The organism is Actinomadura sp. J1-007 (assembly GCF_009793335.1).
Lineage (GTDB): Bacteria > Actinomycetota > Actinomycetes > Streptosporangiales > Streptosporangiaceae > Spirillospora > Spirillospora yumaensis.
In genome coordinates this window covers 3134258-3157964 of the sequence record NZ_WING01000001.1, presented here as the reverse complement: position 1 = coordinate 3157964, position 23707 = coordinate 3134258, and the positions used below count along the sequence as shown (strand labels likewise).

The following is a 23707-nucleotide window of genomic DNA, read 5'->3' as shown; positions in this document are numbered from 1 at the left end:
CCTCGTCCGCATGTCTCAGAACGCGAATGATCCCGCAGGCACGACCCACCAGTTCCAGCGGTTCGCCCAGCAGTCGCAGCCCGAGAAGTCGGGCCCGCCCGTCGGCATGATCGTCGGCATCGTCGCCGTCCTCGCGGTCGTCGTCATCGCGGCGCTCGCCCTCACCATGCTCTGACCAGCCCGACCCGCGGCGGGCGCTCCCCGCCGCCGCACGGCCCGTCGGACCGGGGCTCCCGACCCCGTCCGGCCGCGCCCCACCCCGCCTGTCTCCGGGCCCCGCGCCCGTCCTCAGCTTCCGTGAACGAGCCCCGCGCGCGCGTCCGCGCCGTTCCACGAACCGCGCCGCCGTCCGCCCGCCGAGCCGCCCGAACCGGGTCCGGGTCCGGGTCCGGGCCGAAGGGGCTAGCGGCCGTTGCTGCTGAAGTGCTGGAAGTCCTTCGTGCCGTCCCACTCGCCGCCCCAGCCCCAGCCGATCGAGTCGAACGCGCGGACGACGGCGTCGTTCGCGTGGATGACGCCGGGGTCGCGGTTCTCGCGGTCGGCGTACTTCACGCAGTGCTTGTGGTCGACGTGGCCGTCCGCGGTGACGTACGGGTTCTCGCACGGGTTGACGTCGACCGCGAGGCCGTAGGCGTGCTGCGACCACGAGCCCGAGCCGGTCGCGTTGCGGCAGTTGAACGCCGAGGTGTTGTCGGCCTCGATCGAGTCGTAGTCGCTGCCCTTGTAGGCGTCCACGGGCTCCATGCGCTTGATCGGGTAGCGCAGGTCGTACAGCTTCCTGAACACCTTCACCAGGTCGTCGGCGGCCTTGGCGTTGACGACGAGCCGGCCGCCGTCGTGCGGCTCGCGGTCCATCCCCCAGTACGTCATCTCGATCATCCGCAGGCCGGAGAGCGGGACGGGGCAGCCCTTGCGCCACGAGTGGTCGAGGGTCGCCGCCGAGACCTTCGTGATCCGCGACTCGAACGCCTTCGGGCCGGTCGGCGACGCGGACGGCGAGGAGCCGCTCGCCGTGGGCGGCGAGGCGGGCGACGCGGAGCCCTTCGAGCCGTCGTCGGATCCGCCGCCGCACCCGCCCGTCAGGACCGTCACCGCCGCGAACGTGGTCATGAACGCTGCGCCACGAAGTGGCCGTCTGCCTGGCATCCCAGCAGGATGGCACGTCGCGCGGACTTCGCGTGGGACCCTGGATTCGCTACGGTGCGTTGGAGAGCGTGCTCGCCGTACGGGGCCGGGGGCGGGCGCGCGCCGCGTTGACGTCCGTCCACGCCGGGCCTGCCCCGGCGCTCCTCCCGGCCCAGGGAGCCGGCATGGCGGATCCTCAGAACAAGGACTTCCCGAGCCTCGAAGACGAGATCTTCTCCGTCGCGCACACCGTGGAGGTCGAGCCCGCCTCGCGGAGCGGGCCGCGCCTGCGGTGGCGCTCGGACCGCGTCCAGGCGCTGGGCGAACGGGCCCAGGCGCTCGGCGGGCGCGACATCGGCGCGCTCGCGGCCGGGTTCGGGACGTTCGTGTTCGTCGACGTGGTGATGATGTACGCGCCGCTGATGTCGAGCCGGCGGCCGAGCCTGCTGCCGCAGTTCGTGACGCTGCTGGTGCTGGCGTTCGGGCTGGGCGGGCTGCTGGTGTGGAAGGTGGGGGCCGCTGGCGGCCGTTCGGCGCCGGGATGATGGCGGGCTGGATCGCCCTCACCCTGATCTCGGTCGGCTTCCTCACCGGCGTGTCGGTGACTCTGTAGTACCGCCCCCGCCACCCGCGTCTGCCCGTTCCGGACCGCCGCGGACCGTTCGGCCGCCGGGGCGAACGGGGCGCGTCGCGGGGCGGGCGCCGGGCCGACGGGTCCGCCCGCCCGAACGGGGCGTGCCGCGAAGATGGGCCGCGGTCGGCGGGTCAGCCGTGGATGCGCTTCATGACGGCGGTGAAGGCGCGGCCGATGGCCGCGAGGTCCGCCGGGTCGATGACGTCGATGAAGTACGCGCGGACCGTCTCGACGTGGTCGCGGGCGGCCCGTTCGAGCGCCGCGTAGCCCTCGGGGTGAGGATCGCGAAGACGCCGCGCTTGTCGCCGGGGCAGGTGTCGCGCATGACCAGGCCCTTGGACTCCAGGCGCGAGCAGGTGTGGGACAGGCGGCTGCGCGACTGGCTGGCGTTGGCGGCGAGCTCGGCCATGCGCAGCCGGTGCTCGGGGCCTCGGAGAGGCGGACGAGGATCTCGTACTCCGACACCGACAGGCCGTGCTTGGACTTCAGGTCGCGATCCATGATCTCGGTGAGCCGGACGCTGCCGTCCACGTAGGCCCGCCAATCGCGCTGCTCGGTCGCATCGAGCCATCGTGGTTCGCTCATGCCCGGAGTATAGGCCACATGTTGAACATTCAACTAATCCTCGCTACAGTCGCGCAGGGGCATCGTACGAGGGATCCCCCGTCCCGGAATAGTTTATCTTTCAACTATGTTGCGGACAGCGCCACCGTCCACCGTGCCGGCGGCCCACCGATCGAGGGGAGACCCCATGCCTGCCGTGATGGCGGACCCGCTGACCCTGCCGCGCCTGGCGCCGCTGCCGGACGGCCGGACCGACTGGCGCCGCGTCGCCAAGGTCGTCACCGCCCAGCGCCACCTGGAGGGCGAGGGCTTCCAGGTGCGGCGGCCGTTCCCGGGCGTCGACCTGGCCCTGGCCGACCCGTTCCTGCTGCTCGACCACATGGGCGCGGTGGAGTACGCGCCGGGCGAGGCCAAGGGGACGCCGTGGCATCCGCACCGCGGGTTCGAGACGGTCACCTACATCATCGACGGGGCGTTCCAGCACCGCGACACCACCGGCGGAGGCGGGCTGATCTCCGACGGCGCGACCCAGTGGATGACGGCCGCGTCCGGCATCCAGCACATCGAGCAGCCGCCGCCCGAGCTGGTCGCCAAGGGCGGGCTGTTCCACGGCGTCCAGCTCTGGGTCAACCTGCCGCGCGCCGAGAAGTGGGCCGACCCCCGCTACCAGGACATCGAGGCGCGCGACGTCAAGCTGCTCGCCGCCGCGGACGGCTCGTCCCTGGTCCGCGTGATCGCGGGCTCGGTCGGCGGGCACGACGGGCCGGGCGTCACGTACACGCCGATCAACTACCTGCACGCGACCGTCGCGCCCGGCGCCCGCCTGGCGCTGCCCTGGCCGCGCGACTTCAACGCCATGGTGTACGTCCTGTCCGGGCGCGGCACCGCGGGCGTGGAGGAGGTCGCGCTGGACGAGGGACGGCTCGCGGTGTTCGGGGGCTCGCACCACAGGGGCGAGCAGGACGGGCTGGTCGTGCGCGCCGCCGACGTGCAGCCGCAGGCGAGCGCGAACGGCTGGGAGATCCTGGTCCTCGGCGGCCTCCCGATCCGCGAGCCGGTCGCGCGGTACGGCCCGTTCGTGATGAACACCCGCGAGGAGATCGTCCAGGCGTTCGAGGACTTCCAGGCGGGGCGGATGGGGACCGTTCCGGCGGAGAAGGTCCCGCACCTGTCCAACGCCGACGAGTCCCTGTCCTGAGGGACGCGCGGCTCGCCGTACCGAGGAACGTGCGGCTGAGCTGCGGATCTGTGGTGGAACGGCCACGTGCGCACGGGACAGTGTGCGCGCGTGGCCGTTCTGCTTCGGCGGGGCGCGGCGGGTTCTCGGGAGTTCTGGGGGATCGGGTGACGGGGTCGTACGCATGCGCTACTGTGTTCGAATGAGTCGAACACAGATTCGACCAGCATGTTCCAAGGCGCGCAGGCGCGGAGGCGTTCGCCCGGGGAGGCGGCATGGTGGCGACGGTGGCCGCGGGGGGACCTGACAGTGCGGCGCGCTGCCGGCGACGGCAGCCGTACGCGACACGCCGTACGAGTTTCTACGCAAATCTACGGCCTCAGCTATATCGCCTCATAGAGTCCGAGACCGTGGACCCCGTGCGCAATCCCTATGCCCCGGGCGCCGGGCAGCGCCCTCCCGAGCTGGCCGGCCGCGACCGCGAGCTCCAGCAGTTCGAGGTCGTGCTCGAACGCGTCGCCCGCGGGCGTCCCGAGCGCAGCATGATCATCACCGGGCTGCGCGGCGTGGGCAAGACCGTGCTGCTCAACGCGTTCCGCTCGATGGCGATCCAGCGGCTGTGGGGCACCGGCAAGATCGAGGCCCGTCCCGACCAGTCGATCCGCCGGCCCGTCGCCTCGGCGCTGCACATGGCGGTGCGGGAGCTGGCGCCCCGGCACCGCGCGCCCGACCGCATCGAGGGGTTCCTCGGCGTGCTCAAGGCGTTCGCGCAGGCGGGCGAGGAGCCGGCCGGGCGCACGGCCAAGGCCCGCGCGCACCGCTGGCAGCCCGGCATCGACGTGCCCGCCGCGCGCGGTCGCGCCGACTCCGGCGACCTGGAGATCGACCTCACCGAGCTGTTCGTGGACGCGGCGTCGGTCGCGACCGACGTCGGCGCGGGCATCGCCCTGTTCGTCGACGAGATGCAGGACATCCCGGCCGACGACGTGTCCGCGCTCTGCGCCGCCTGCCACGAGCTGTCGCAGAACGGCGGCCCGCTGATCGTCGTCGGGGCCGGGCTGCCGCACCTGCCGGCCGTCCTGTCGGCGAGCAAGTCCTACTCCGAGCGGCTGTTCCGCTACGCCCGGATCGACCGGCTCGACCGCGACTCCGCCGACGTCGCGCTGCTCGCGCCCGCCGAGCGCGAGGACGTCACGTTCACCAAGGACGCCCTCGACGCGCTCTACGGCGCCGCCGACGGCTACCCCTACTTCGTGCAGGCGTACGCCAAGGTCGTCTGGGACGTCGCGCCCGACACCCCGATCACCGCCGACGACATCAAGGTCGCCGCCCCCGAGGCCGAGAGCGAGCTGGCCGTCGGGTTCTTCGGCAGCCGCTACGAGCGCGCCACGCCCGCCGAGCGCGACTACATGCGGGCGATGGCGATGCTCGGCGACGAGGGCGACACGCCGGTGTCGACCGCGTCGGTCGCCGACGAGCTCGGCCGCAAGCCGTCCAGCCTGTCGCCCGCCCGCGACGGCCTGATCAAGAAGGGCCTCATCTTCAGCGCCGAGCGCGGCCTGGTCGCGTTCACCGTGCCGCACTTCGGCAAGTTCCTCCGCTCGCAGCCCGCCTGACCCGCACCGCCTGACCCGCACCGCCTGACCCGCACCGCTCGACCCGCACAGCCTGACCCGCACAGCCTGACCCGCACCGCCGGCCCGTCCGGCCCGACCGCGGCTCCCGCCGCTCGATGTCCTTCTACACCTCTCTCGCCGTACGCCTAGAGAGCCGTATAGAGCCGAATCGCCGCTTGACCTGCGGCGATGTGACGCTATGCGAATATAAGCCTCTCTAGGGATTCTGCTAGAACGACGTAGAAGAGGCACGAGTGGCGTCCCGTCAGGTCTCTATTCGGCGTTCTAGGAATTCCTCTAGAGAGCCGTATAGCGAGCGATGGACGTCCCCGGGTCCGAACGGGCCGGGCCGGGAGGTGGTTAGACGACCCCGGAGCCGATCGTTCGCGACTCTCCGGTGTCCTCGACCTCCGCCTCGGCGGCGTCAACGTCGGCCGCATCGGCCGAGGCGCGCCCGTCCGTGTGTTCTTCCTGCGTTCTGCCGTCGGCGGGGAGGTCGGGGGCTCGGGGCGCTCGGGGCGAGGAGGACGGCCTTCACCTCGCGGTCGCGGGCGGCGGTGGAGACGGCGAAGACGGCCTCCATGGGGCGGCCGTCCACCCGGGCCGGGTAGACCACGAAGCGCCAGCAGCCCTCGCGCCACACGTCCAGGGGAACGGCGCTGGCCAGCACGTTCTCGTACGCCAGCCAGGCCGGGCTGTCGTGCAGCGTCGCGTACGTCTCGGCGAGGGGGCTCAGGCGCCTCCCGCACGGGACGGGCGGACGGGTCCGCAGGCCGCGCCGGTCGAGCGGGGCCGACAGCTCGGGGAGATCGCGGCGAACACCGCCAGCTCCAGGACGAGCACCGGCCACACCTGCGCGGCGTCGTGCCGCAGCACGGCGAGGCCCGCGTGCGGCGCGGTCAGCGACACCACGCCCGCACCGGTGAACAGCGCGGCCCGCGCCACGCTGCGGCGTCCCACCCGTTTGGCGCTCAGCCCGCCGAAGCAGCCGCATCCGGCGTCAGGACGGTGCACCCGCAGCTCGCCGACCGCCCACGTCGCCGCGGCGAACGCCACGGTCGTCGCGATCCGTACCGACAGGTGCGGCGACAGCAGCAGGGCGAGGCCGAGCGCGCCCTCGCCGACGCCGAGGCCGACGTTCAGGCCGCGGCTCGACCGCAGCGCCGTCGCGCGCCGCAGCCGGGCCGGGACCGGGACGCCGTGCACGTGGTCGGGCACGTCCGCGACCGGCGCGCGGATCGTGAGCTTGGCCAGGCAGGCGGCGAGCAGGACGGCGGCGAGCAGCAGCACCTGCGCGTTCTGGAGATCGGAGATCGTCATGGGGTGGCCGCCCCCGGCGCGCCGTGGCGGACGACGGCGTTGAAGCAGCCGGCCTCCAGATCGCCGCCGAGCCCGGCGAACGCCGCGGGGGTCAGCTCGACGATCCGGCCGCGCGGCGAGGTGCCGCACTCGACGCAGCGGTCGCAGTACCGCGCGGCCGTGCAGCCGCACTCGACCACCGGGACCGTCCCGCCGCGCCCGGTGCACTCGTTGCGGACGGCGACCTCGCTGCCGAGCGACAGGTAGGGGAGCGCGACGCAGCCCGAGGGCGCGCCGGCGCAGCCGCCCGCGCCGCCCTCCGCGTCCACCGCCGGGTACGTCGCGCCGGGGGCGTCGTCCGGGGAGCCGAACCAGGTCGCGGTGCCGTGCAGGACGTCCGGCACGGGCGCGCCGGGGCCGGGCGGCGCGAGGTCGTCGGCGCGGTTGCCGGGCTGGGAGGTGCTCGGCCGTACGGCCATCGGCCCGTCCGGCGAGCGCACGCAGATCGCGTCGAACAGGTAGCCGGGCTCCAGCCGGGGATGCCGGACGAGCACGCGGCCGAGGGCGTGCGGGGGATCACCACATGGGCGCGCCCGCGATGGGGTCCCATGTCCACCTCCACGGTGTCCCGCCCGCACGCCAGGATCGTGCCCGCGACCCGTCCGATGTCGACCCAGACCCGATCGGCGCCGAGCCCGCCGGGCGCGGACCGCACGACCGCCGAGCGGCCCGGCCGCAGGGCGGCGAGGCCCCCGCGCCCGCCGTGCCAGACGGTGGTCGCCGGCGTCATCGCCAGCCGTTCCTCGCCGCCCTCCGTCCGCAGCACCAGCAGGTGCGGGCTCGCGTCCAGCACCGTCCCGCCGAGCGCCCGGAGCGACCGCTGGTGGGCGGGCGGGGAGGCGGGGCTCCGAGGACGGCGTCGCGGCGGCGGCGGCGCGCGTGTCCACGGCGGCGGGGAAGCGGCATGGGGGCACTCCGGCATCGGTCTTCACGGCGGGTGACGGCTGTTAGGACGGCGAGTCAAGGTTCACGCCGGTCCCCTCACCTGTCGACGGATTTGTCGCGATAAGTCGTCCGGCAGTAGTAGATCTTCTCACTCTGGTTGGTATTTCTCCTCCGGTTGACCCGATTATGCCATTTTTGTTGGCCCCGAATTACGATCTTCGTGCCATCGTCGTCAGTACTGGATCTTCCCCGAACGAGGTCCCGAACGAGGTTCCGGACGGGACCCCCGGAATGGCACGGCCCGACGGCGACCCCTGGCTCGGTGGTGACTTGAACGACACGCGGCACGAGGAGTTCCGCGAGTACGTCACGGCCCGCGGCGCGGCCCTGCTCCGCGCCGCCACCCAGCTGACCAGCGACAGGGCCGAGGCGGAGGACCTGCTCCAGGCCGCCCTCGCCAAGACCTACCTGGCCTGGGACCGGATCCAGGACCGCGCCGCCGTGGACGGCTACGTCCGCCGCGCGATGGTCAACACGCAGATCTCCTGGTGGCGCCGGAAGAAATTGGACGTCTATCCGACCGACCGGCTCCCGGACCGCCCGGTGGACGACCACACCGGGCGCAGCGAGTTGCACGACGCGCTCGGCCGCGCGCTCGACCGGCTGCCCGAACGGCAGCGCCTCGCGGTGGTCCTCCGCTATTACGAGGACATGCCGGAGAACGAGATCGCCGAAGTGCTCGGAATCAGCGTCGGCACGGTCAAGAGCACGGTGTCGCGCGCGGTCGCCAAGCTCCGCGACGACGCCGGGCTCGGCGCCGACTTCCCCGGCGTGCCCCCTCAGCAGGGCTGACAACCCCGGGCATCTCCGCCAGAATCCGGTTCTGGGATCCGCTGAGCAGGAGGCGCGCCGTGTGGAGCACGATGCAGGACCACCCGCTGACCATCTCGTCGATCATGCGGTACGGCACGGAGGTCTTCGGCTCGGCCGAGATCGCGACCTGGACGGGCGCCGGCGCCCGCCGCATCCCCTACGCCCGGCTGGGTGAACGGGCCGCCCGCCTCGCCGGCGCCCTGCGCGGCCTCGGTGTGGACGCCGACCAGCGCGTCGCCACGTTCATGTGGAACAACACCGAGCACATGGAGTGCTACCTCGCCGTCCCGTCCATGGGCGCGGTGCTCCACACGCTCAACATCCGGCTGTTCCCCGACCAGCTCGTCTACATCGCCGGCCACGCCGAGGACCGGGTCGTGATCGTGGACGCCTCGCTGGTGCCGCTGCTGGCGTCCGTGCTGCCGAGGTTCACGACCGTCCGGCACGTCATCGTCGTCGGCGAGGCCGACACCGCGCCGCTCGAACCGGCCGGCAAGGAGCTGCACTCGTACGAGGAGCTGCTCGCCGCCGCTCCGGCCTCGTTCGACTGGCCCGACATCGACGAGCGCTGGGCCGCGGCCATGTGCTACACCAGCGGCACCACGGGCGACCCGAAGGGCGTCGTCTACTCGCACCGTTCCGCCTACCTGCACTCGATGGCGGTCTGCACGGGCAACGCGATGGGCCTCGCCGCCGGCGACAGGGTGCTGCCGGTCGTCCCGATGTTCCACGCGAACGCCTGGGGGCTCCCCTACGCGGCGGTGATGGCGGGCGCGTCCCTCGTCATGCCGGACCGGTTCCTCCAGGCCGAGCCGCTGATCGAGCTGATCGCGGCGGAACGCCCGACGGTCGCGGGGGCCGTTCCGACGATCTGGGGCGACGTCCTGCGGTACGCGCGCGAGCACGGCTCCGACCTCAGCTCGCTGCGGCTGGTGCCGTGCGGCGGCTCGGCCGTGCCCGAGTCGCTGATGCGCGGCTTCGACGACCTCGGCGTGCGGATCGTCCAGGCGTGGGGGATGACCGAGACGTCGCCGGTCGCGACGATGGCGCACGCGCCCGCCGCAGCCGAGGACCCGTGGCCGCACCGCGTCACGCAGGGCCGCGTGCTCGCCGGGCTGGAGATCCGGATCGTCGGCGACGGCGACGTCGTGCTGCCGAACGACGGGGAGGCGGTCGGCGAGGTCGAGATCCGCGGCCCGTGGATCACCGCCGCGTACCACCGCGGCGAGGACCCGGCCCGGTTCCACGGCGGCTGGCTGCGCACCGGCGACGTCGGCACACTGTCACCGGACGGCTATCTCGTTCTCACCGACCGGGCGAAGGACGTCATCAAGTCGGGCGGCGAGTGGATCTCCTCGGTCGAGCTGGAGAACCAGCTGATGGCGCACCCGGACGTCATCGAGGCCGCGGTCGTCGGCGTGCCCGACGACCGCTGGCAGGAGCGGCCCCTCGCCTCGGTCGTCGTCCGGGAGGGCGCCGCCGTCACCGCCGCCCAGCTCAGGACGTACCTGGGCGGCCGCGTCCCGAAGTGGCAGCTCCCGGAGCGGTGGGCGTTCGTCGAGGAGATCCCGAAGACCTCGGTCGGGAAGTTCTCGAAGAAGACGCTGCGCGAGCGGTACGCCGAAGGGGCCCTGGCGGTCGAACGCCTCGACTGAGCTCCCGCGAGTTCCCGCCGCGCCGCGCATGGCCGGACCCGGACGGTGTCCGAGCCCGGACAACGCGAGAACACCGGCGCGGCGAAGGCCGTCTGAGCACGTACTCGGGGCGTCCCGGACCCCGGTACACAACGGAGGCGGCTGGTGACCACTCCACCGCAGGCACAACAGCAGCAGCGCGTCGGGCCGGTGATGCTCGCCGTCCTCGGCGCGGTCTGCTGCTCCATCATCGGCACTCTCGTGACCACCCACTACGGCGCCTCGCCCGAGATCCGGCTGGTCGGCGCGGCGGCCGGCGCGGCGATCGGCCCGCTGATCAGCACCGCGGGCCGCTTCCACTCGCTGCGGGTGGGCGTCGGCGTGTTCGTAACGCTCGCCGCGCTGGCGATCACGTACGGCGGGTTCACGATCGTGGACGCCGCGACCGGCGGGAGCCAGACGTTCCCGGTCCCGGACGGGGGAGGCGGCGGCAACGGCGGCGGAGGAGGGAGCGGCGGCGGCAGCGGCGGCGGCGGGCCGTCCGGGTCGGGGCCCGGCATCGCGGTGAGCCCGACATCCCTCGACCTCACCTGCGCCGGGCGCGGCTGCGTGTGCAACGTCGAGGTGTCCAGCACCGGCGGCGCTCCCCTACGGATCGGCGCGATCGAGCTCATCGGCCCGGCGGCGCCCGGGATCTCCCTCGTCGACTCGGGCTGCGAGGGCAGGACCCTCACCACGTCCGGCGAACCGTGCCGGATCGCGCTGTGGCTCGTCAACGGCCAGGGCTCCGCGCGCCTGGTCATCCACCAGAACCTTCCCGGCCCGCCCACCTACGTCCGCGTGAACGGCCCGAACCCGATCGCCCCGCCGCCCACGACCGACCCGCCCACCTCAGGCCCCACGACCGAGCCGCCCGCGATCCCGTGAGCCCGGAGGCGCTTTTTGGTTCATGACGCCGAACTCGCCCGAACGGCACGAGCGGACCACGCGCGCTGATTTCCGAAGGCTCGCGAATCCGTATGTGATTTCCGATGATCACTCAGGGATGGGGTGTTCTCACCCCGCGGTCACCCTTCACCCCCATTTCGTGGGATCAAGTGGTGCAGATGGGGCGGCGGGGTGTATGCAAGGTGAGCCGATTGTCAGGACGACCTCTTCCCATGCCTGTGCCGGGAGCCGTGTATGCCCAGGTGGTCCTCCGAGGAAGTCGCGGCCGACCGCCGGTTGGTCCAGGGCCTCAACGAGGGTGACGACGTCGCCCTGGGCGAACTGTACGAGGAATACGCTCCGCACCTTTATGATTACGTTTCGTCCGTCACGGGCGATGTCAAGGTCACGGCCGACATCGTGCACGACACGTTCATCGACGCTTATCGGCGCGCGCCGAGGATGCGCGACCACGTCCATTTGAGCTCGTGGCTGTTCGGCGCGGCGCGGCGGCGCTGCGTCCAGCGCGGGCGCACCGGCGAGCTCTGGTGGGACCGCGACGCCGAGTTCGCCGGGCACGACCTGCTGCGCGCGACGCTCGCCCGGATGGAGTTCGCCGACCAGGAGGCGGCGCTGCTGGCGTTCCGGCACCGGCTCCGGCCGTCCAGGCTCGGGGCCGCGCTCGGCGTGTCGTCCCGCCGCGCCGCGCTGCGGGTGCGCAGGGCGCGGACGAGCCTGGAGGAGGCCCACCGGGCCGAGCTCGAACAGGCCGCGCGCGAGTGCGCCGGCCTCCGGGCCGCCGAGCCCGAACCCGCCGCGAAGGCGCGCTCGTTCCGTTCGGCGGCGGTCGTGATGCTCGCCGCGCGCGCCCCCGAACGCCGCGCCCCGGAGCCCGCGGCGCCGCCGATCGAGGACGAGGACGTCCGGCGGCACGTCGGCGACTGCGCCGACTGCCGCGAGCGGGCCCGTCCCGGCGCCGTCGAGCTGCTCGCGTCCGCGCCCGCGCCGGTGCTGCCCGCGGCGCTGCGGCACCGCGTCATGCACACCGCGACCGACCCCGAGCTCGCCGGGCACCGCGCCGACATCGCCGCGCGCGGCGGCGCGCTCACCCCCGAGGGGCTGCCGAGCCAGCCGGACGTGCCGTCGCCGTTCACCAAGCGGTGGCTGTTCACCGGCGGCGGCATGGCGGGCGCGCTGGTCACCGCGCTGCTCGCCACCGTGGTGATGGGCACCGGCCTCGGGCCGTCCACGCTGCGCTGGCCGCCGTTCGGGACGCGCCCGCAGCCGTCGGTGACCGACCGCTCGTCGCCCGGCGGCCCCGACCACGGCACCCGCCCGCCGCAGGCGCAGGCGCCCGGCGGGCGGCCCGGCGCGGCGGGCGCTCCCCCGGCCGTACGGCCGCAGACCGACGGGCGCGAGCCGCGGGTCCCGTCGCCGGGACCGGGACCGACGACGCCCGCGCCGACCACCCCGCCCCCGGTGCCGCCCACGGTCCCGGGCGAGCTGCTGGTGTCGCCCGGCAAGATCACCATGTACGGCACCAAGGTCGCGCACATCCGCCTCGCCGCGCAGAAGGGCCCGGTGACCTGGACCGCGATGTCGTCCACCGGCCAGATCGTCCTCGACCGCATGCAGGGCGGCATGGCCAAGGGCGCCTCCGACGAGGTGACCGTGACCCTCCGCACCGCCCTGATCGGCCTGCCCGGCGAGGGCAAGGTGACGATCACCGACTCCGAGGGCGCGGCCCACCAGATCACCATCGCCTGGGGCGTCAGCCTCCTCTAACCCCCAGCCCCCACGCTCCCGCAGGCGCAACGGGCCCCGGAGGTAATGGGGGTCAGGGGTGGTCGGTGGGGAGGGCGGTCAGGTGGTCGCGGACGGTCTCCAGGTGGGAGCCGAGTGCGGCCTCGACGCGGGTCTCCATCGCGCGGGCGATGAACGGGTCGACGACCATCTTGACCAGGGGGCGCATCCGGCGGACGACCTCGGCCACGTCGGTGATCTCCTCGGTCGTGGGGTTGGGCAGGTCCTCCAGGCGCTGGAAGATGTGCTCCTGGACCAGGTTGACGAACCGTCCGGCGATCACGTCGCAGTCGTCGCGGATCTGCCGTGCGATGTCGAGCACGGACCCGAGCGGGATGCCCGCGGCGACGAGTTCGGCGCCGACGTGCAGCAGCCGCGGGCTCGGCACCCGGTACTGGTCGCCGTCCGGCTCGATCAGGCCGAGCTCGACGGTCCGTTCGAGCAGCGCGGCGGCCTGGTCCTCGGCGAGGCCGCCGCCGAAGATCTCGAACAGCTCGGGGTACGTGGCGGTCGTCGGGATCTCGTCCGACCAGGGGTCGGTGAGCACCTTCTCCAGGCCGAGGACCTCGCCGACGTCCTTGCCGGTCTCCCACGCGGACAGCAGGTCCTTGATGATCGCGAACGTGTAGCCGCGGCCGAGCAGCTTGCCGATCAGCCGGAGCCGGGCGAGGTGGGTGTCGTCGTAGATGCCGACCCGGCCCTCCAGCCGGGGCGGCGGCAGCAGCCCCCGGTCCTGGTAGGCGCGGATGTTGCGCACCGTGCTCCCGGCCGCGTGGGCCAGATCGTCGATTCGGTACTCGGCCATGCCCCGTCCGCCGCGCTGCTCGTCACCTGCCGGACCCGGCGCGGGGGTCGCCCGCGCGCTGGATCGCTTCTTGACCCCAGCGATCTTACTCCGCCACTATTGTGACATCAGCCGATGACACATAGAGGTGGCCCCCATGGTGGACCCCCAGGTGCCGCAGGACATCGAGGAGACACTGCTCGGCGGGCCCGTGCGCTACACGCGCAAGGAGGTCGAGGCCCTCGCGGACGTCACCGAGGACCACGCGCAGCGCATCTGGCAGGCCCTCGGTTTCCCCGCCCCCGCCGACGACGAGGTCGCGTTCACCGACGGCGATGTGGCGGCGCTGCGCGAGATCAACGAGCTGCTCGGCAACGAGCTGGTCAACGAGGAGATGGTGCTCCAGCTCGTCCGGGCGGTCGGGCAGACGATGGGGCGCCTCGCGAGCTGGCTCGGCGACGTGTGGCTGCGCCGCCTCGGCGAGGAGTTCCCGCCGGACGAGCCGGTGACGCCGGAGATCGTGCACGCGGCCCTCGCGCTCACCGAGGAGCTGCGGCCCGCGTTCGAACGGCTCCTGCTGCACGGCTGGCGCCGCCAGCTCGCCGCCGCCGGGATGCGCGCCGCCGCGTCCACCGCCGCCGCCCGCGCCGACCCCGCCGCGGGCGTCGCGCACCTCGCGGTCGGCTTCGCCGACATCGTGTCGTTCACCAAGCTGAGCCGCCGGATGGACGGCGACTCCCTCGCCGAGTTCGTCGAACGGTTCGAGCGGGAGGCGACCGAGGCCGTCGTCGAGGGCGGCGGCCGGGTGATCAAGACGCTCGGCGACGAGATCCTGTTCGCCGCGGCGGAGCCGCCCGCCGCCGCCGAGATCGGCCTGCGCATCGCCGAGCGCTTCGACGCCGCGCCCGACTTCCCGCGCGTCCGCGTGGGGATGGCGTACGGCGAGGTCATCCAGCGCCTCGGCGACGTCTTCGGCGACCCGGTCAACCTCGCCGCCCGCCTCACCTCGACCGCGTACCCGGGCGCCGTCCTCGTCGACACCGGGTTCGCCTCGGTGCTGAACGGCGACCCGTCGTACGACACCTCCGCGCTCCGCCCCCGCCCCTCCAGGGCCTCGGCCGCGTCCGCCCCGTCCTCCTCCGCCGGCCCGCACGCGGCGCTTAGGAGTCCCGGGCCGGGCTACGGGGCGCCGCGGAGGCGGGCTACCTCGGCCATAGTGCTTTTGCTGGACGAGCGGACGAAGGCCAGCAGCGCGTCGAGCTGGTGCTGGTCGAACGAGGCGAGGTCCTCGCGCGTGCGGGCGGTGAGCCCGGCGTAGTACTCGGTGATGCGCTCGATGCCCTTGCCGGTCGGCTCGATGAGGGTGCGGCGGCGGTCGCCGGGGTCGGGCCTGCGGGTGACGCAGCCCGCGGCCTCCAGCCGGTCGATCATGCGCGAGACCGAGCCGGGGGTGAGGCCGACGCGCTCGGCGAGCGCGGCGGCGGTGGCGGGGGCCTCGTGCAGCGCGTGCAGGCAGTGGAAGTCGCTCGGGGTGACCTGCATCCGCTCGGCGATCAGGCCGTTGAGCAGGATCGCGGCGTTGATCAGGTCGGGCAGCGCGTCGATGATCCCGCTGATCGCGGCGGTGCTGTCCCGTTCGCTCATGTGTCCTCGCTGGTTTGACAGGGCTCGGTCGCGTCGAATAGCTTGCGCGACGCAATCATTGCGTGACACAACTAGTGTGCCACGCAATGCTATCAGCCGAGGAGGCACGGTTGCCGGACGTACCCGTTCCCCGACCGATCGCCGGGAGGGCCCGCTCGCTCGCCCTCGCCGTCGTCCTGATCGCCGCGTTCATCGACCTGATCGGCGTCACCATCCTCCAGGTCGTGCTGCCCGCCATCCGGGAGGACCTCGACGCGAGCCCCGCGCAGCTCCAGTGGATGCTCGGCGGCTACACCCTCGCTCTCGCGCTCGGCATGGTCAGCGGGGCGCGGCTCGGCGACATGCTCGGGCACAAGCGGATGTTCGTCGCGGGCATCGCGGCGTTCGTCGTGACCTCGGCGCTGTGCGCCGCCGCGCCCGGCGCGGGCCTGCTCGTCGCCGCGCGGATCCTCCAGGGCCTGTCGGCCGCCGCGATGATCCCGCAGGTCCTGTCGCAGATCCAGGTGATGTACGCGCCGCGCGAACGGGGCGGCCCGATGGCGGCGTTCTCCGCGCTGACCGGCCTCGCCGCGACGCTCGGCCCGCTCCTCGGCCCGCTGATGCTGCGCTGGGACCTCGCGGGGCAGAGCTGGCGCATGGTCTTCTGGGTGAACGTCCCGCTGGGCGCGCTCGCCTTCGTCGCGTCCCTCCGGCTGCTGCCCGACAGCCGAACGGCCGGGGCACCGCGCGTGGACGTGCCCGGCGCGGTGCTGTCGAGCCTCGGGCTGCTGCTCGTCCTCTACCCGCTGATCAACGCCGCCGACCGCGCGAGCCTGCCCGGGTGGGCGTACGTCTCGATCGCCGCGGGCGCGGCCGTGCTCGCCGCGTTCGTCGCGTACGAGCGGCGGCTCGGGTCCCGGGGCGGGGCGCCGCTGCTGGAGACGTCGCTGTTCCGGTTCCGGTCGGTGAACGGGGGCCTGCTCGTCCAGCTCCTGTTCTTCGTGCCGACCATGGGCTTCTTCATGGTGTTCATGCTGTTCCTCCAGATCGGGCTGGGCATGTCGGCGACCCGCGCGGGCCTGATGATCCTGCCGTGGTGCATCGCCGTGCCCGTCTTCGCGACGCTGTCGGCCGCCGTGCTGCTGCCCCGCATCGGGCGCGTCACCGTGCAGATCGGGCTGGTCGTCATGGCGGCGGGCTGGGCGCTGCTCGCCGTCCAGGCGGACGGCGCGACGCACGGCACGGCGTGGACGGACCTGGTCTGGGGCGTCCTCGTCGGCGGCGCCGGGATGGGCATGCTCGTCGCGCCGCTCGCCCAGCTCACCCTGGACGACGTCCCCGTCACCGACGCCGGCTCGGGCTCCGCCCTCTACAACACCGTCACGCAGCTCGCCGCGGCCGTCGGCGTCGCCGTCGTCGGCACGTACTTCTTCACCGAGGTCAGGGACACCGGCCGTACCGCGGAGGCCATGGCGGACGGGTACGGCGAGGCGTTCTCGGGCTCGCTGTGGCTCGGCATCGGCCTGCTGGCGGTCGCGCTCGCCGCCACCCCGCTCCTGCCCCGCCACCCCGGCCGGACGGCCGCGGCCGAGGCGCCCCGCCCGGAGGAACCCGCCGATGCCTGACCTCCCCGCGCCCGCCGCGGCTCCGGACGTTCACCCGGCCGACCTTCCGGGACGGCTCCAGCTCACCTTCCTTCCGGCGGAGGGAACGCTCGCCTGGTGGGGCACGGCCGACGTCGCCGCCGCGCTCCGCGCCCACGGGCTGCCGGAGGGCCGGCCCTCCTCCGCCCGGCTGGCGATCCCGGTGGACGGCGAGCTGAGGAGCGTGCTGGTCCCCGTCCGGCTCGCCGACCCGGAACGGGACGTCGATGCCCTGCTCAAGCTGGACGTCCCGACCGGCCCGTTCGGCGACTCCGTCCGGACGTGGCGCGAGGCCGCCCGCCTCCCCGGTATCGCGGACGGCTCGGTGCGCGAGGAGGTCGCCGCGCGGATGCCGCCCGCCGCGCACGCCGTGCCGAACGACGACGGGACGGCGGTCATGTCCGCGGGGGCCGCGCTCGGCGCGTTCGCCCGCACGCTGCGGACCCGTGCCGAGCTGGCCGTCGCCGCGGTCGACGCCGAGTTCAGGCCGTACCAGCTCGCCGGGGTCGCCTGGCTCCGCTCGCTGGCCGAGGACGACGGCGCGAGCGGCGGCGGCGTGCTGGCCGACGAGATGGGGCTCGGCAAGACGCTCCAGGCCATCGGCCTGCTCGCGACCCGCCGCGCCGGGCCGCACCTGGTCGTCTGCCCGACCTCCCTGGTCGCCAACTGGCGGCGCGAGCTGGCGCGCTTCGCGCCGGGCACGCCGGTGATCGTCCACCACGGGCCGCGCCGCGACCTGCCCGCCGCGCCGCCGCCCGGCGCGGTCGTCGTCACCGGCTACGGCGTCCTGCGCGCCGACGACGCCCTCCCGGCGATCGACTGGGACGTGCTGATCCTGGACGAGGCGCAGCAGATCAAGAACCCCGACGCGCTCGCGTCCCGCGCGGCGGCCCGGCTGCCCGCCAGGCTCCGGATCGCGATGACCGGCACGCCCGTCGAGAACCGCCTCGGCGAGCTGTGGGCGATCCTCAACGTGACCAACCCCGGGCTGCTCGGCCCGCGCGCGAGGTTCCGGCAGCGGTTCGCGGTGCCGATCGAACGGCGCCGCTCCCCGGCCGCCGCCGCCCGGCTGAACGCGCTCGTCGCGCCGTACCTGCTGCGCCGCACGAAGGCCGAGGTGCTCGCCGACCTGCCGCCGAAGCAGCACTCCACGATCACCTGCACCCTCACCGCCGAGCAGGAACGGCTCTACCGCGAGGCCGTGGACCGCGCGTTCGCGGACGGGCTCGGCAGCGGCATCGAGCGCAGGGGACGCGTCCTCGCCCTGCTGACCGCGCTCAAGCAGATCTGCAACCACCCCGCCCAGTACCTCGGCGCCCATGACACGGGCGAGGACCTGGCGGGCCGTTCGGGCAAGTTCGACCGCGCGACCGAGATGCTCACGGAGATCGCGGACGACCGGGTGCTCGTCTTCACCCAGTACCGCGCGATGGGCGAGCTGCTGGCGCGGCACCTCTCCGGAACCCTCGGCACGCCGGTGCCGTTCCTGCACGGCGGGCTCGGACCCGAGCGCCGCGACCGGCTGGTCCAGGCGTTCCAGAACGACCCGGACGCGCCGCCCGTCCTGCTGCTGAGCCTGCGCGCGGCGGGCTTCGGCCTCAACCTGACGCGGGCCGGCCACGTCGTCCACTACGACCGCTGGTGGAACCCCGCCGTCGAGGACCAGGCGACCGACCGCGCCCACCGCATCGGCCAGCGCCGCGCGCTCAACGTGCACACCCTGGTCACCGCGGGAACGATCGAGGAGCACGTCGCGGCCATGCACGAGTCCAAGCGCGCCCTCGCCGGCGTCGTCGCGGGGAACGCCGAAGGCGCCCTCGCCGACCTGTCCGACGCCGATCTGCGCGCCGCGCTCGAAGGGCGGACCGCATGACCGCGGAGTTCGGCGCGACCGCCTGGGGCCGGGCATGGCTGCGCACCGCCGAGCCCGTCGCCGCGCCACCCGACCGGCTCCGCCCGAAGGCGCGCAGCCTCGCCCGCAACCACGCCGTCACGTCCCTCACGATCACCGCCGGCCAGGTCGAGGCCGAGGTCGCGGGCCACCGCACGTCCCTGCGCCTCCCCCTCTGGGACGACGCCGAACGCGTCGAACGCCTGGTGGCCAAGGCCCTCGACAACGCCGGACCGCTGGCGCCGGGCGACCTCCCCGACGACCTGGCCGCCGCGTTCCGCTCCGAGGGCATCGCGATCGCCGTACCCCCGGACGCCCTGACCCCCGACTGCGCCTGTGCGGCCCGCCGCCCCCTCTGCGTCCACGCCCTGGCAACCCTCTACGCCCTGATCCAGCGCATAGACGAAACCCCGGCCCTGGCCTTGGACCTCCGCAGACAGGCACACCAGCTCCCAGACCCGCCCTCCCCCGACTGGACCCCCATGAGCACCATCAACCCAGCCCACTTCTACAAGTCCCCTGGCGAAACCAACGGCCCAACAACCTCAGCCCGCACGCGAGTGCGTTAACTGTCCGGGGGAAGCGAAGCCGAAGGCGAGCCTCCCCGGGCAGATCGCGAAGCGATGCAGCACTCGCAAAGGCACGGTCAGGGAGCGAGCCGCCAGGCGAGCGGACTGGGCCGAGCCTTCATTCAATACGCGTCCAGGCGGTCGGTGATGCGGCGGAGGATGGCGCGGAGGGCGTGCAGGTCCTCGACGTCCAGGCCGGTGATGGCGCCGATGCGGCGGGGCACCTCGGCGGCGCGGTCGCGGAGCGCGGAGCCGGCCTCGGTGAGGTGGACGGTGACGGAGCGCTCGTCGCGCCGGCCGCGGCGCCGCTCCACCAGACCGGCCGCCTCCAGCCGCTTGAGCAGCGGTGACAGGGTGCCCGAGTCGAGGCGCAGGCGTTCGCCGAGGCGTTTGACGGTGGGGCCGTCGGTCTCCCACAGGGCGAGCATCGCGAGGTACTGCGGGTAGGTGAGGCCGAGGTCCCGGAGCTCGGCGCGGTAGACCGCGTCGAACGCGCGCGAGGTGGCGTGCAGGGCGAAGCACACCTGCGCGTCGAGCCTCATCAGCTCGCTGGGGGAGGGGTCCTCGGGCATGGCCTCATCGTACGTTCGGGCGGTGCGCGGCGTGCCCCGCCGACGGGACGGGCGCGACCGTGCGTCATTATGGGTGACTGTGAGTGATCGTCGGCGGCCGGAGAAGTCGCCTGAGGGTTACAGCTACGGTCTCGGCCACTTCCAGCTCGGGATGATCGCGATCGGCGGGGCCATCGGGGTCGGGCTGTTCCTCGGGACGGGCGGCAACCTGCACCGGGTCGGCCCGTCGCTGTGGCTCGCGTACGCGCTGTGCGGCACGGCGGCGTTCTTCGTGATGCGGGCGCTCGGGGAGCTGGTGCTGTACCGGCCGTCGTCGGGCTCGTTCGTGGAGTACGCCGGGCTGTTCATCGGCCGCTGGGCGCGCTTCGCCAGCGGCTGGATGTTCTGGCTGAACTGGGCGTTCACCGGGATCGCCGAGCTGACCGCGACGGGCACCTACGTGAGCCTGTGGGCGCCGGGCTGGCCGCGGTGGCTGACCGCGCTGATCGCCCTGGCGTTCGTGCTGACGATCAACCTGGTGTCGGTGAACCTGTTCGGCGACTTCGAGTCGTGGTTCTCGATGCTGAAGGTGCTGGCCATCGTCGGGTTCCTGTGCGTCGGGCTGTACGCGGTGCTGACGGCCGCCGACATGGGGCACGGGGCGAGCGCGGGCCTCGGGAACCTGGACGGGACGGGCGGGTTCTTCCCGAAGGGGTTCGGGGCGGCGCTGCTCGGCCTCCAGTCGGTGATCTTCGCGTACGCGGCGATCGAGATGGTCGGGATCGCGGCCGGGGAGACCAGGGACGCCGACCGGGTCGTGCCGAAGGCGATCAACAGCGTGATCGTCCGCATCGCGGTCTTCTACGTGGGGTCGGTGCTGCTGCTCGCGCTGTGCCTGCCGTGGACGGCCTACAGCGGGCAGGAGTCGCCGTTCGTGACGGTGTTCGGGCGGCTCGGGATCCCGGGCGCGGCCGACGTCATGAACTTCGTGGTGATCACCGCGGCGCTGTCGTCGTCCAACTCGGGCCTGTACTCGACGGGGCGGATCCTGCGGCAGATGGCCGACGCCGGGGAGGCGCCGAAGGGGATCGCGCGGATGACGGCCAACGGCGTGCCGTACCGGGCGGTCCTGATGACGGCGGCGGTCTACCTGTTCGGCGTCGTCCTGTACTACTACGTGCCGACGCGGGCGTTCGACATCGCGACGTCCGTGGCGTCGCTGGGCGTCATCACCACCTGGATCACCATCCTGGCGTGCCAGATCGTCTACCACCGGCGGACCGAACGGGGCGAGCTGCCGCGGTCCTCGTTCCGGATGCCCGGGTCGCCGTACAGCGGGTACGCCACGATCGCGTTCCTGCTGCTGTGCGTCGTCCTCATGGCGTTCGCCGACCTGGAGCAGCGCGTGGCGTTCTGGTCGATCCCGTTCCTCGTGGTGGCGCTGGCCGTCGGCTGGAGGCTCGTCAGATCCCGCGGAACGCGGTGAAGGAATCGTTCGCGGCTCCGTGCGTCGTGCGCGGCGCCGCGTGAGGGGGGCGTCATGGCGCTGCACAGGAAAAGGGACTCGGGGCTGGACGACGTGTTCGCGACGCCGCTCAGCGAGAAACCGCTGCCGAAGTACAGGATGCCGGACGGGGAGTCGCGGCCCGAGTCCGCCTACGAGCTCGTCCGCGCCGAGCTGCTGCTCGACGGGAACTCGGCGCAGAACCTCGCGACGTTCACCACGACCTGGTCGGGGGACGAGACGCGCAGGCTGATGGCCGACAGCCTCGACAAGAACCTGGTCGACAAGGACGAGTACCCGCAGACGGCCGAGATCGAGAACCGCTGCGTGCACATCCTCGCCGACCTGTGGAACGCGCCGGACCACCGCGGCGCGATGGGCTGCTCGACCACCGGGTCGAGCGAGGCGGCGATGCTCGGCGGGCTCGCGCTCAAGTGGCGGTGGCGGCAGCGCCGCGAGCGGGAGGGCAAGCCCGCCGACCGGCCCAACCTGGTGTGCGGGCCGGTGCAGGTCTGCTGGGAGAAGTTCGCGCGCTACTTCGACGTGGAGCTGCGGCAGGTGCCGCTGGAGCCCGGCGCGACGGGGCTGCGCCCGCACCAGCTCAGCCACTACGTGGACGAGAACACGATCGGCGTCGTCGCGATCCTCGGCGTCACGTTCACCTGCGACTACGAGCCGGTCGAGAAGATCGCCAAGGCGCTGGACGCGATCCAGGCCAACACCGGGCTCGACGTCCCGATCCACGTGGACGCGGCGAGCGGCGGCTTCGTCGCGCCGTTCGTCCAGCCCGACCTGGTCTGGGACTTCCGGCTGGAACGGGTCGCCTCGATCAACGCCTCCGGCCACAAGTACGGGCTGGCGCCGCTCGGCGTCGGCTGGGCGGTGTGGCGGCAGGCGGACCTACTGCCGGACGACCTGGTGTTCCGCGTCAGCTACCTCGGCGGCGAGATGCCGACGTTCGCGCTGAACTTCTCCCGGCCGGGCGGCGAGGTCATCGCGCAGTACTACGCGTTCGTCCGGCTCGGCCGCGAGGGGTACCGGAGGATCCAGCAGGCGTGCCTGGACGCGGCGGCCGGGCTCGCCGAGCGGGTGGCGCGGATGGGGCCGTTCGAGCTGCTGTACGACGGGCGGGGCGCGCTGCCCGCCGTGTCGTTCACGCTGCGGGACGCCTCGTCGCCGTTCAGCCTGTACGACCTGTCCGACCAGCTCAGGATGCGAGGCTGGCAGGTGCCCGCCTACCCGCTGCCGCCCGGCCGCGAGGACACGGTCATCATGCGGGTGCTCGTCCGGCACGGCGTCTCGGCGGACGAGACGGCGCTGCTCGCGGACGACATCCGCGCGTCGGTGGAGCGCCTGTCGAAGGGCGCCCCGCCGGACTCCGAACGCCAGGCGTTCCACCACTGACACGCGCCCGCCCCCGCCTCTTCCAGCGGAGGCGGGGGCGGGGCACGCGAGAGGGGAGGGGGCCCCTAGAAGGCCCCCTCCCCCGTTCGGCGACTGTGTCAGTCGTCGTTACCGCTGGCGTGCGAGCCGTTGACGGCAGTGGTCTTGTCCGAAGACCCGTTGGCGCACTTGCCCTGCTCCTTCTCGGTGCCGAGGATGTTGTGCACCACCACGGCGATGACACCCACCTCGACCGAGCGGCAGGTCTGAACGCCCAGCACCTGGGTGTTGCTGCTCTTCGGGTCCTCGTGACGGTCGTTGGCCATCGCCGGGGATGCGCTCAGCATCACACCGCCGACGGTCAGGCTCAGGAAGCCGGCTGCCGCCAGTCGCTTCATCATCATGCCCCTCCTGGTTCCTGTGCTACAGACAGTGCTGTGATCCCATGCGCGGACGATGCCCGCGAGATCTTCAGCCCAGGTAACACTGCGCCGACGGCGCGCGCATGGCCCGGCGGGCCGAAGTCGGCTTAATTTGCCGTCTTATTGCAGCCGGATTACTCGGCTCAAGAAATCAATTCCCCAATGCTTGCCGCTGCAATCTTTTCTGTCGCCCGGATGATCACGTTCAAGTTTCGCACGGTGTTCGTTAAAGGGCGCAGAGCCGTTCTGTGTGTTCTGCCATGCTGGGCGCGACGCGAAATATTCGCCGGGCCGGTGTGCGCATCCCTGAAAGGATCCGAGCGATGGGAGCCCAGAGGCTGAGTGAGCCGGCCGGCTCAGCGGACTCCGCTTCGGGGGCCGGCGCGAAGGTGCCCGCGCAGGCGGCGTCCGAACCGGCCCTGGCCGGCTCCGAACCCGCGGGAGCGCACGGCGGGGCCGGCCGCCGCGGCGGGCCGTTCCGCCGCACGCCGCTCGCCCGCCTGCTCGCCGCCGCCTACCCCGCCGGGCTGGCCGGGATCGACGCCGTCGCCGCCGTGGTGGTGGTGCTCGTCGCCGCGCCGGGCGAGCCGGGGCCCGCCGCCGCCGTCACCGCCGCCGTCGCGCTGGTCTGCGTCAACGCGCAGGGCGGGCTGCTCCGGGCGCCCCGCGAGCTCTCGCTGCTCCGCGACGCGCGGCCGCTGGCCGGGCGGACGGCGCTGCTCGCGGTGGTCGCGGGCACG

At 73.1% G+C, this 23707-nt stretch carries 23 protein-coding genes and 1 pseudogene; 14 read left to right on the top strand and 10 right to left on the bottom strand.

The window, feature by feature from the left end:
* The first annotated feature begins 10 nt into the window (after positions 1–10).
* Positions 11–175: a hypothetical protein gene (locus tag GEV43_RS46825; RefSeq protein ID WP_164717190.1), complete on the top strand. Its 165-nt coding sequence runs from the start codon at positions 11–13 to the stop codon at positions 173–175.
* Positions 176–402: 227 nt separating this feature from the next.
* Here the strand turns inward: GEV43_RS46825 and GEV43_RS14310 are convergent, their stop codons facing one another.
* Positions 403–1110: a M15 family metallopeptidase gene (locus tag GEV43_RS14310; RefSeq protein ID WP_241682904.1), complete on the bottom strand. Its 708-nt coding sequence runs from the start codon at positions 1108–1110 to the stop codon at positions 403–405.
* Positions 1111–1310: 200 nt separating this feature from the next.
* Between GEV43_RS14310 and GEV43_RS14305 the strand changes: the two genes are divergently transcribed.
* Positions 1311–1670, top strand: coding sequence for a hypothetical protein (locus GEV43_RS14305; protein ID WP_241682903.1), 360 nt, complete (start codon positions 1311–1313; stop codon positions 1668–1670).
* Positions 1671–1907: 237 nt separating this feature from the next.
* Here GEV43_RS14305 and GEV43_RS50185 read toward each other — a convergent pair whose 3' ends face one another.
* Complete coding sequence (locus GEV43_RS50185; protein ID WP_241682902.1) at positions 1908–2168, bottom strand: MarR family winged helix-turn-helix transcriptional regulator; 261 nt, start codon at positions 2166–2168, stop codon at positions 1908–1910.
* 342 nt (positions 2169–2510) lie between these two features.
* Here GEV43_RS50185 and GEV43_RS14295 point away from each other — a divergent pair, with 342 nt between their 5' ends.
* Positions 2511–3521 (top strand): pirin family protein, encoded by a 1011-nt coding sequence (locus GEV43_RS14295; RefSeq protein ID WP_160821114.1) that lies wholly within the window; start codon positions 2511–2513, stop codon positions 3519–3521.
* Between the two features lie 389 nt (positions 3522–3910).
* Entirely contained in the window at positions 3911–5116 is a 1206-nt protein-coding gene (locus tag GEV43_RS14290; protein ID WP_160821113.1) for an ATP-binding protein, read from the top strand.
* Positions 5117–5540: 424 nt separating this feature from the next.
* On the opposite strand, the gene GEV43_RS47255 is transcribed toward GEV43_RS14290, so the two are convergent.
* The 3 genes from GEV43_RS47255 to GEV43_RS50180 all read right to left on the bottom strand — a co-directional run bounded on the left by GEV43_RS47255 (position 5541) and on the right by GEV43_RS50180 (position 6969).
* Positions 5541–5786, bottom strand: coding sequence for a hypothetical protein (locus GEV43_RS47255; RefSeq protein ID WP_175250053.1), 246 nt, complete (start codon positions 5784–5786; stop codon positions 5541–5543).
* 62 nt (positions 5787–5848) lie between these two features.
* Positions 5849–6436, bottom strand: a complete 588-nt coding sequence (locus GEV43_RS14285) for a MauE/DoxX family redox-associated membrane protein (RefSeq protein WP_175250052.1) — start codon at positions 6434–6436, stop codon at positions 5849–5851.
* Positions 6433–6969: a hypothetical protein gene (locus GEV43_RS50180; RefSeq protein ID WP_241682901.1), complete on the bottom strand. Its 537-nt coding sequence runs from the start codon at positions 6967–6969 to the stop codon at positions 6433–6435. Before GEV43_RS50180 ends, GEV43_RS14285 begins: the two co-directional genes overlap by 4 nt.
* A 682-nt stretch (positions 6970–7651) precedes the next feature.
* On the opposite strand from GEV43_RS50180, the gene GEV43_RS14275 reads away from it, so the two are divergent.
* From GEV43_RS14275 to GEV43_RS14260, 4 genes are all read left to right on the top strand, one after another.
* Complete coding sequence (locus tag GEV43_RS14275) at positions 7652–8212, top strand: SigE family RNA polymerase sigma factor (protein ID WP_160821112.1); 561 nt, start codon at positions 7652–7654, stop codon at positions 8210–8212.
* Between the two features lie 59 nt (positions 8213–8271).
* Positions 8272–9888, top strand: a complete 1617-nt coding sequence (locus GEV43_RS14270) for a long-chain fatty acid--CoA ligase (RefSeq protein WP_160821111.1) — start codon at positions 8272–8274, stop codon at positions 9886–9888.
* A 144-nt stretch (positions 9889–10032) separates the two neighbouring features.
* The gene (locus GEV43_RS14265) at positions 10033–10794 is read left to right on the top strand and encodes a hypothetical protein (RefSeq protein WP_160821110.1); all 762 of its coding nucleotides are present in this window, start codon (positions 10033–10035) and stop codon (positions 10792–10794) included.
* Between the two features lie 255 nt (positions 10795–11049).
* Positions 11050–12579 (top strand): RNA polymerase sigma factor, encoded by a 1530-nt coding sequence (locus GEV43_RS14260; protein WP_160821109.1) that lies wholly within the window; start codon positions 11050–11052, stop codon positions 12577–12579.
* Between the two features lie 52 nt (positions 12580–12631).
* Here the strand turns inward: GEV43_RS14260 and GEV43_RS14255 are convergent, their stop codons facing one another.
* Positions 12632–13402: a MerR family transcriptional regulator gene (locus GEV43_RS14255; RefSeq protein ID WP_160821108.1), complete on the bottom strand. Its 771-nt coding sequence runs from the start codon at positions 13400–13402 to the stop codon at positions 12632–12634.
* A gap of 136 nt (positions 13403–13538) precedes the next feature.
* On the opposite strand from GEV43_RS14255, the pseudogene GEV43_RS54850 reads away from it, so the two are divergent.
* Positions 13539–14408: pseudogene (locus GEV43_RS54850) on the top strand (adenylate/guanylate cyclase domain-containing protein); the annotation flags it as partial.
* Between the two features lie 152 nt (positions 14409–14560).
* Here the strand turns inward: GEV43_RS54850 and GEV43_RS14245 are convergent.
* Positions 14561–15025 (bottom strand): MarR family winged helix-turn-helix transcriptional regulator, encoded by a 465-nt coding sequence (locus GEV43_RS14245; protein WP_160821107.1) that lies wholly within the window; start codon positions 15023–15025, stop codon positions 14561–14563.
* A 110-nt stretch (positions 15026–15135) separates the two neighbouring features.
* Between GEV43_RS14245 and GEV43_RS14240 the strand changes: the two genes are divergently transcribed.
* From GEV43_RS14240 to GEV43_RS14230, 3 genes are read left to right on the top strand one after another with little or no spacing between them, the layout of a single operon-like run.
* Positions 15136–16629 carry an MFS transporter gene (locus GEV43_RS14240; protein WP_160821106.1) on the top strand — a complete coding sequence of 498 codons (1494 nt, stop codon included), beginning with the start codon at positions 15136–15138 and terminating at the stop codon, positions 16627–16629.
* On the top strand, positions 16622–18520 hold the full coding sequence (locus tag GEV43_RS14235; RefSeq protein WP_160821105.1) for a DEAD/DEAH box helicase: 1899 nt from the start codon (positions 16622–16624) through the stop codon (positions 18518–18520). Before GEV43_RS14240 ends, GEV43_RS14235 begins: the two co-directional genes overlap by 8 nt.
* Complete coding sequence (locus GEV43_RS14230; RefSeq protein ID WP_175250051.1) at positions 18517–19107, top strand: hypothetical protein; 591 nt, start codon at positions 18517–18519, stop codon at positions 19105–19107. The genes GEV43_RS14235 and GEV43_RS14230 overlap by 4 nt, the downstream gene beginning before the upstream one ends.
* 122 nt (positions 19108–19229) lie before the next feature.
* Here GEV43_RS14230 and GEV43_RS14225 read toward each other — a convergent pair whose 3' ends face one another.
* Positions 19230–19679, bottom strand: a complete 450-nt coding sequence (locus GEV43_RS14225; protein WP_160821104.1) for a MarR family winged helix-turn-helix transcriptional regulator — start codon at positions 19677–19679, stop codon at positions 19230–19232.
* A gap of 79 nt (positions 19680–19758) precedes the next feature.
* On the opposite strand from GEV43_RS14225, the gene GEV43_RS14220 reads away from it, so the two are divergent.
* Both GEV43_RS14220 and GEV43_RS14215 read left to right on the top strand, forming a co-directional pair.
* Complete coding sequence (locus tag GEV43_RS14220) at positions 19759–21144, top strand: amino acid permease (RefSeq protein WP_309239632.1); 1386 nt, start codon at positions 19759–19761, stop codon at positions 21142–21144.
* 54 nt (positions 21145–21198) lie between these two features.
* The gene (locus GEV43_RS14215; protein ID WP_160821102.1) at positions 21199–22566 is read left to right on the top strand and encodes a glutamate decarboxylase; all 1368 of its coding nucleotides are present in this window, start codon (positions 21199–21201) and stop codon (positions 22564–22566) included.
* A 98-nt stretch (positions 22567–22664) separates the two neighbouring features.
* Here the strand turns inward: GEV43_RS14215 and GEV43_RS14210 are convergent, their stop codons facing one another.
* Positions 22665–22949: a hypothetical protein gene (locus GEV43_RS14210; protein WP_241682899.1), complete on the bottom strand. Its 285-nt coding sequence runs from the start codon at positions 22947–22949 to the stop codon at positions 22665–22667.
* Between the two features lie 532 nt (positions 22950–23481).
* A complete protein-coding gene (locus tag GEV43_RS48055; protein WP_160821101.1) occupies positions 23482–23706 on the bottom strand; it encodes a hypothetical protein in 225 nt (74 codons plus the stop codon).
* Between the last annotated feature and the right edge of the window lies 1 nt (position 23707).